At 41.6% G+C, this 5136-nt stretch carries 4 protein-coding genes; 3 read left to right on the top strand and 1 reads right to left on the bottom strand.

Translation table 11 applies throughout. From position 1 onward, the window contains the following. Positions 1 to 491: 491 nt before the first annotated feature. Positions 492 to 908 (bottom strand): secondary thiamine-phosphate synthase enzyme YjbQ, encoded by a 417-nt coding sequence (locus GXZ17_RS10690; RefSeq protein WP_409377269.1) that lies wholly within the window; start codon positions 906 to 908, stop codon positions 492 to 494. A gap of 318 nt (positions 909 to 1226) precedes the next feature. On the opposite strand from GXZ17_RS10690, the gene GXZ17_RS10685 reads away from it, so the two are divergent. The 3 genes from GXZ17_RS10685 (at position 1227) to GXZ17_RS10675 (ending at position 4767) form a co-directional block, all read left to right on the top strand. Further along, positions 1227 to 2207, top strand: coding sequence for an ABC transporter substrate-binding protein (locus GXZ17_RS10685; protein ID WP_409377268.1), 981 nt, complete (start codon positions 1227 to 1229; stop codon positions 2205 to 2207). A gap of 72 nt (positions 2208 to 2279) precedes the next feature. Next, the gene (locus GXZ17_RS10680) at positions 2280 to 3803 is read left to right on the top strand and encodes a sugar ABC transporter ATP-binding protein (protein ID WP_409377267.1); all 1524 of its coding nucleotides are present in this window, start codon (positions 2280 to 2282) and stop codon (positions 3801 to 3803) included. 1 nt (position 3804) lies between these two features. Next, complete coding sequence (locus tag GXZ17_RS10675; RefSeq protein ID WP_409377266.1) at positions 3805 to 4767, top strand: ABC transporter permease; 963 nt, start codon at positions 3805 to 3807, stop codon at positions 4765 to 4767. Positions 4768 to 5136: the final 369 nt, after the last annotated feature.

The following is a 5136-nucleotide window of genomic DNA, read 5'->3' as shown; positions in this document are numbered from 1 at the left end:
CATTGGTATCGGAGCAGACGGTTTATTATACCCTCTTTCTCCCCAGGCTGTAAACTTGCTTGGTTTGGAGGAACAGGATATTTACCAGATTATTTCTCAGCTCTCAGATCTCCTGGTGGATCAGGATAGTTTTTAGTTCTCTCCAATTTTTCTTAAAAATGAAGGAAGCATAAACCAGGAAAGGTCAGACTGATGCTGCTGACTGACTCCGGGGTGCGGCTTTGAAGAGCTTCCTATATGACTCTTAAATGCTTTGTAAATTGGTCCTTTTCATAGCATGCCTGTGGCTCAAAGATATGTTATATTATATTTTCCTCTCCATGGAAAGAGGAGCTACCATTACTGGTATCTCCCCGGAAAATAAAAGAGTTAGCCAAAGAGCTTAAGAGTATCTCAAAGAGAGACTCTTTTTTTCAATGATACAGTGATGTTTGAAAGCGCTCTGGAGCTCAGGGAAGTGTTGATTCTGGAGTGAGATAGAAAAGCAGAATTCATTCTCCAATAATTTTTACCAGAACTCGTTTTCTTCTTTTTCCATCAAACTCACCGTAAAATATCTGCTCCCAGGGACCTAAATCCAAGCGACCATCAGTAATAGCTACAACTACCTCTCTCCCCATAATAGTCCTTTTGAGGTGAGCATCGGCATTATCTTCTCCCACGTTGTGTTCATATTGGTCATAAGGCTTCTCAGGAGCCAGTTTTTCCAGCCACCGCTCAAAATCACGGTGGAGCCCACTTTCATCGTCGTTTATGAAAACACTTGCTGTTATGTGCATGGCATTGCAGAGTAGCAGCCCTTCTTGAATCCCGCTTTCCTGAAGGCATTCTTCAACTAAGGGAGTGATATTAATAAATTCTCTTCTTTTTTCGGTTTGGAACCACAACTCTTTGCGATAACTGCGCATTTCTTCACCTCTCTCGTTATTCTTTAATCTTAAGTACCTTGAAAATTATAATTGAAAATTGATTTTGAGCAAAGCGCAAACATTTTTACCGAATGAAAATATAAAAAACGGAGTCTCGTTAACCCTTGACGCTTCTAAGCAAAAAATATATACTGTAATTGATGGTAATTACCATAAAATATGTTAACCTAATAGGGGGGTGAGAAAATTTAAAAGGATAGATACTCAATAGGAGAGTGATAAAAAGGAGGTTGTGTGATAAGGGTGGAATCTTTAGTGTTTAACTATGAAGTACTTTGAAAAAAGGAGGTATAAATTATGCGAAAGAGATTAATTCCGCTTATTCTGGCGTTTGTCCTTCTGGGAGTAACCTTTGCTTACGCAGCTGATGTTGAGCCTTTTGACATTGCCTTTATCGTAAAGGCTACTGATTCTGACTTCTGGCAATATACTATAGTGGGAGCGAAAAATGCAGAATATGATCTAAAAGGTCTTATAAATATAACCGTTTATGGACCACCATCTGAAGCTGATATTGATGAGCAAGTGGCTATTGTGGAGAATGTGGTCAACACCAAGCCCGATGCCATTGTTATTGCATCTACCAGTTCAGATGCCACTTCATTGGTTCTCAATAATGCTTATGAGCAAGGGATAAAAATCATTCTCATCGATAATTTTGTCCACGACACGGGCTACCACTCTTTTCTGGCCACTAACAATAAAGTCGGTGGAGCTTTAGCTGCCGATAAACTGGTTGAGGCTATTCAGGCGGCCGGTAAGCCTTTAGAGGGCAAAATTGCTGTAATAAGCGCAATGGCCGGGGTTCAGGTTCTCATTGACCGGACCGAAGGGTTTCTTGAGCGACTAGAAGAAATTGCACCAGGCCTTGAAGTTCTTCCCGTAAGATACGCAGACAATGATATTGCGGTTGCAGCTAATATTGCCGAAGATATTTTGACTGCTAACCCTGATTTATTAGGTTTCTTTGCCAATAACAATCATACTGGTGATGGTGTTGCCCGGGTTATCGAAGAGCGCGGTTTACAGGACCAGATAGTAGCTGTAGCGTATGATTCTGACCCTCAAGAAATTGATGCTCTCCGAAGCGGAGCTCTAAAAGCTCTGATTGTCCAGGATCCTCATGGAATGGGTTATAAGGGCGTTATGTTCGCCTTTATGTCTATCAATGGCGAACCTCTTCCGGAATACTTTGATACGGGAGTTTACGTAATTACCCAGGAAAACCTCGATGAATCAATGTGGATTCTCGATCCTTTCTCCAGGAAAAAATACTGATACTGATTATTTTTTAGGGGGGTGGCAGATGCCGCCCCCCTTTTAAAATTGGTAATCTAAAGGAGAGGTTTTATGTCCAGCAAAAAAGAGGTTTTAAAACTGGAAAACATCTGCAAATCTTTTCCTGCAGTTAAAGCCCTAGATCAAGTAAGCATGTCAGTCTCGGCGGGAGAGGTAAGAGGATTGGTAGGTGAAAATGGAGCAGGGAAATCGACTCTTATAAAAATTGTTACTGGTGCTTACGATAAGGATTCGGGGAAAATCATATTTGAGGATAACGAAATTGTAAGAAACTCTCCCATCGTTTCCAAAAAGCTGGGGATTTATGCTGTCTATCAAGATGTAATGATTGCTCCAGATTTGAGCGTAGCAGAGAATTTCTTTATGGGTAATCAACCTAAAAAGGGATTGATCATTGACTGGGGAAAGATGTATGAAGAGTCAGAAGAGTTCCTCCGCGATATGGAATTGGAAATTGATGTAAAAAGGAATATAAGGGAGTTGAGCGTGGCAGAGGGCAGGATGGTTACCATTGCCAAGTGCCTCTGGCAGGAACCAAAATTAGTTATTTTTGATGAGCCCACTGCAGTTTTAACTCAAAATGAAACTCAGATTTTATTTCGAATTATTAGAGACCTCAAAAAAAGAGGCGTAGCCGTAATTTATATATCGCACAACTTAGAAGAAGTTTTTGACGTTTGTGATACAGTGACCGTACTTAAAGATGGGAAATTAGTAGGCACTTACACCGTTTCGGAGCTGGAAAGCGTGGATAAATTGATTCCTTTAATGGTGGGAAGGTCCATCGAAGAAATGTACTACAAAAAGGAAGTAGAAATCGGTCCAGAGCTCTTACGGGTTGAGAATCTTTCGGGAAAGAGATTTCGGAATATTGAGATTAATGTTAGAGCAGGGGAAATTTTAGGTGTATTTGGTCTCGTGGGGTCTGGAAGAACCGAGATTGCCAGAGCCATCTATGGTGCTGACCGTTTTGATGAAGGAAAAATTGTAGTTAACGGGCAGGAAATTTTGGTGAAGAGGCCGAAAGATTCACTGAATAGCGGACTTGGTTATCTTCCAGAGGATAGAAAAAATCAGGGAATATTTTCCCAGCAGGATGTGGAATTCAATATAAATGTCATTAATTTAGACAAAGTAATGAGGGCGGGGATAATAGATTATAGCAAAGCTTATCAGCAAGCCCAGGATTACGTTGATAAACTTTCCATAAAAGTAGGGAGCGTGCGCCAGAAGCTTTCGGAGTTGAGTGGAGGAAACCAACAAAAGGTAGTAATCGCTCGATGGCTGTGTAAAAACCCCGACATTCTCATATTTGATGAGCCCACTACTGGTATTGATGTGGGCACGAAAGCGGAGATTTATAAACTTTTTGGTGAAATACTTGATCAGGGAAAGGGGATTATATTAATTTCATCGTATCTACCGGAATTGATTGGTTTATCGGATAGAATCATCGTGATTTCTAATGGTGAAATTGCCGGTGAAGTGGAAAAAGAGGATTTTTCTGAAGAATACCTCTTAAAGCTGGCGATGAAAAACATACTTAACAGAGAAAAAGTCCAGGAGGCAGTCTGATATGGCAGAAAAAGGTGGGCGCAGAGCCTTTGCTGAGCGGAACCTTTTGGTAATAATAATTTTGATGGCAATATTTTTGTCCATAGCGACAAAGGGCAACTTTTATTCCTGGGAGAATATATCTAATTTACTTCGCCAGTCTTCTATTAATGGAGTGGTGGCTATAGGTATGACTTTGATAATCATAACCGGAGGGATTGACCTTTCTGTGGGTTCGATTGTCGGCTTATCGGGGATGACCTATGCCATTCTGACCTCTAATAGGGGCGAAATCCAGATGTCTTCAGGCCTTGCCATTCTCATATCTCTGGGGATTGCAGCGCTGATAGGGCTTGCTAATGGAGTAGCGGTGCACGATGGCAAAGTCCCTCCTTTTATTGCTACTTTAGGAATGATGACTCTGGTTAGGGGGCTGGTTATGTATGTATCTAGTGGGAGGATGATTACCGGTATTCCGATGGGGTTCAGGCAGTTCTCGGTGGCCACCTTTCTCAACATTCCAGCTCTGGCCTGGATCTGGATAATACTTGCTCTTTTTATGGCTTTTGTATTGAAATACACCATGTTTGGAAGAAACCTCTATGCCATAGGAAGTAACAAAGAAGCGGCCAGGCTATCGGGAATAAATATAAGGCTTAATATGTATAGTTTTTACACCGTTGCTGCTCTCTTTAGTGGCATAGCTGGTTTGATGTTGGCTACCAGAATGGCAGCTGGAGTTCCCACCGGGGGGCAGGGATATGAACTTGACGCAATTGCCTCAGTGGTTATTGGGGGAGCGAGCCTCAGCGGTGGTGTGGGAACAGTTTTTGGGACAGCTCTCGGTGCTTTGATAATTCAAACCATGAGGAATGGCGGTAATTTGCTGGGAGTAGACCCTTTTATTATGCAAATTATAATAGGTGCGCTTATCATTCTCGCGGTTTTCTTTGACCAGTATCTAAAAGGTAGAAGAGAAGAATAACTTCTTACAGGCGTTTTTTATAAGGGGATTGCTCAACTGTTAATCTTTTATAATAATAGAGGAGCAATCCCCTTATAGTCTGATTTGTCTCATTCTAACTCTCTCCAGAGAAAGAATATGTGAGGCTTTCTCCGGAAGGAGAGCAAAAGAAGATAGCGTCTTCCCTCAAGGAGAGAAAATGAAAAAGAGCCGAAGAGCTCTCTTATCCGTCATTCTCGAAATTTAGCGAGGCATCCACATCACCCGTCATTCCCGAAATCTTTAATCGGGAATCCACGTTTTTGCTTTTTCCCTTTTGTCCTTCTATTGGGAACGATAGGGCGTGTCCCCTCCCATTGTTTGGATTCCTGATAGAACCACTCAGGAATG

Origin of the sequence: Candidatus Sordicultor fermentans, from assembly GCF_012728195.1 — a bacterium.
In the GTDB taxonomy this organism is placed as follows: domain Bacteria; phylum Atribacterota; class Atribacteria; order Atribacterales; family Caldatribacteriaceae; genus Sordicultor; species Sordicultor fermentans.
This window is presented reverse-complemented; position numbering and strand designations above follow the sequence as displayed.